This is a genomic window from Zoogloea sp. (genome assembly GCF_041911615.1).
Classification (GTDB): domain Bacteria; phylum Pseudomonadota; class Gammaproteobacteria; order Burkholderiales; family Rhodocyclaceae; genus Zoogloea.
The window spans coordinates 1-1,965 of record NZ_JAYROR010000067.1; the positions used below are offsets into that span (position 1 = coordinate 1).

Here is a 1,965-nt window from a genome sequence, read left to right on the forward strand (position 1 = left end):
CGCCGCCGCCGCCGCAGGCATCGCCGCCCGCCTCGAGAACGACATCGGCGTGTGGGCCGCCCCCGCCAACCGCGACGTGCAGGGCGCCTTCGCCCGCGCCGACGCCGCCGGCCTGCCCGACCCCGGCTTCCTGTTCGAGGCGCGCATCGACGAAATCCGCCGCACCGAGCGCGGCCTGATGCTCCTGGGCGCCCGCAGCACCGCCACCGATCCCGACTGGACCCACCTGTCGGTGCGCCGCCTCATCGACTGGCTCAAGGCCCAGCTCGCCGCCGACCTCGCCTGGGCCCCCTTCGAACCCAACGACGCGCTGCTCTGGTCGGCCATGACCCGCACCGCCCAGCGCCGCCTCACCGCCCTTTTCAACGCCGGCGCCCTGGCCGGCCGCAGCGACGCCGACAGCTTCTTCGTGCGCTGCGACGCCAGCACCCACAGCCAGGCCGATCTGGACGCCGGCCGCGCCGTCATGCAGATCGGCGTCGCCCCCGCCGTGCCCGCCGAGTTCATCGTCTTCGCGCTGGTGCGCAGCACCGCCGGCGATCCCCGCATCGAGGTCCGCTGATGCCCGTCCAACCCTTCCTCACCAACTTCAACTTCGCCGTGCAGATCGAGCTCTCGGGCCTCGGCGGCGACGAAGGCCTGGCCCTGGGCGGACGCCGCGGCGCGTTTTCCGAGGTGCAGGGCCTCGAGATCAACATCGAACCCGTGGCCGTGCGCGAAGGCGGCTACAACCGCGGCGTGCGCCAGCTCGTCGGCAAGACCACCCACCCGCCGCTCGTGCTCAAGCGCGGCCTGTCCCTCGACCCCGGTTTCTGGGACTGGGTGCGCCGCTGCCTGGACGGCAGCTTTCCGCTGCCCTACATCGCCGGCACCGTCCGCGTGCTGCAGCCCGACAGCAGTGCCAGCGGCGCCGGCGTGTGGCACTTCCAAAACGGCATCGCGACAAAGGTCAAGGCTATTGACCTGAATGCCGCCAACAGTCGCGAAGTCGCCCTCGAAGAGCTGCACATCGTCCACGAAGGCCTGCACCGGGAGCCATCGTGAGCCCCTTCGCCCACCCCACCCGCCACCCCGGGAGCGCGCCATGAGCACCGCCCAGTTCAGCCGCGCGCGGCTCGTGCCCTTCGACGCCAGCGGCCGCAACGCCGAGGAAAGCCGCGCCATCGCCCTCGACTTCAACCCCGAGACGCTCACTCTCAAGGTCTCCGGCGGCGAGCAGAAGGACAAGGGCCGCCGCGGCCGCCAGCAGGTGCAGAACGTCGGCGCCTCAAAGGCCACCCTCAGCTTCGAATGCGTCTTCGACTCCACCCGCCCCCGCGACAGCGGCGGCGGTGGCGGCAGCGGCGGCGAAGAGATGCTCGACGTGCGCACCCGCAGCAAACCCATCGCCGATCTGCTGCTGGTGTTCGGCAGCGGCCGCGAACAAGCCCCACGCCGCGTCCAGTTCCGCTGGGGCACGCTGATCTTCAACGGCGTCATCAGCAGCCACCAGGAAGTCTTCGACTACTTCAGCCCGAGCGGCGTGCCGCTGCGCTCCAAGGTGCAGCTCACCCTCACCGAGCAGGAATTCCGCTACGAACTCACCGCCACCGACGCCGCCCAGCGTCGCCAGGCCATCGAGCAGGCCGCCGCCGACGCCCGCGCCCAGGCCACCGCGGCCGGCGCCGGCAGTCTCCTCGGCGGCGGCGATGGCAGCGGCTTCGACCTGTCCGCCGGCTTCAGCCTCGCCGCCGGCATCGACGTCCGGCTCGATGCTGGCCTCTCGGCCCAGGTCGGCCTGTCCGCCAGCCTCGGGCTATCGGCCGACATCGGCGTGGCGACGGGCGCCGGCATCGACCTGGACGCCAGTGCGGCGGTCGACCTCTTCGGCGCCGCCGCCCTCGGCACCGGCTCAGACCTGGGCCGCAGCGGCCTCAGCCTGCCTCCCACCTCGCCGGGGCTTGCCGCCGCCGGCGTCACCCCCAA

General features: G+C 72.4%; 3 protein-coding genes. All 3 read left to right on the forward strand.

All coding sequences use genetic code 11. The features are described from left to right. On the forward strand, positions 1 to 562 hold a 562-nt coding region (locus tag ACE3P2_RS07885), incomplete at its 5' end, for a phage tail sheath C-terminal domain-containing protein (protein ID WP_374263075.1). Continuing rightward, entirely contained in the window at positions 562 to 1,044 is a 483-nt protein-coding gene (locus ACE3P2_RS07890; RefSeq protein WP_374263078.1) for a phage tail protein, read from the forward strand. The genes ACE3P2_RS07885 and ACE3P2_RS07890, both read left to right, overlap by 1 nt. A 40-nt stretch (positions 1,045 to 1,084) precedes the next feature. Then, a partial coding sequence (locus ACE3P2_RS07895) for a hypothetical protein (protein ID WP_374263081.1) occupies positions 1,085 to 1,965 on the forward strand: 881 nt, incomplete at its 3' end.

Bases quoted from the DNA above. Each gene is read 5' to 3' on its own strand.
- ACE3P2_RS07890 (WP_374263078.1), top strand. From the start codon at position 562: ATGCCCGTCCAACCCTTCCTCACCAACTTCAACTTCGCCGTGCAGATC.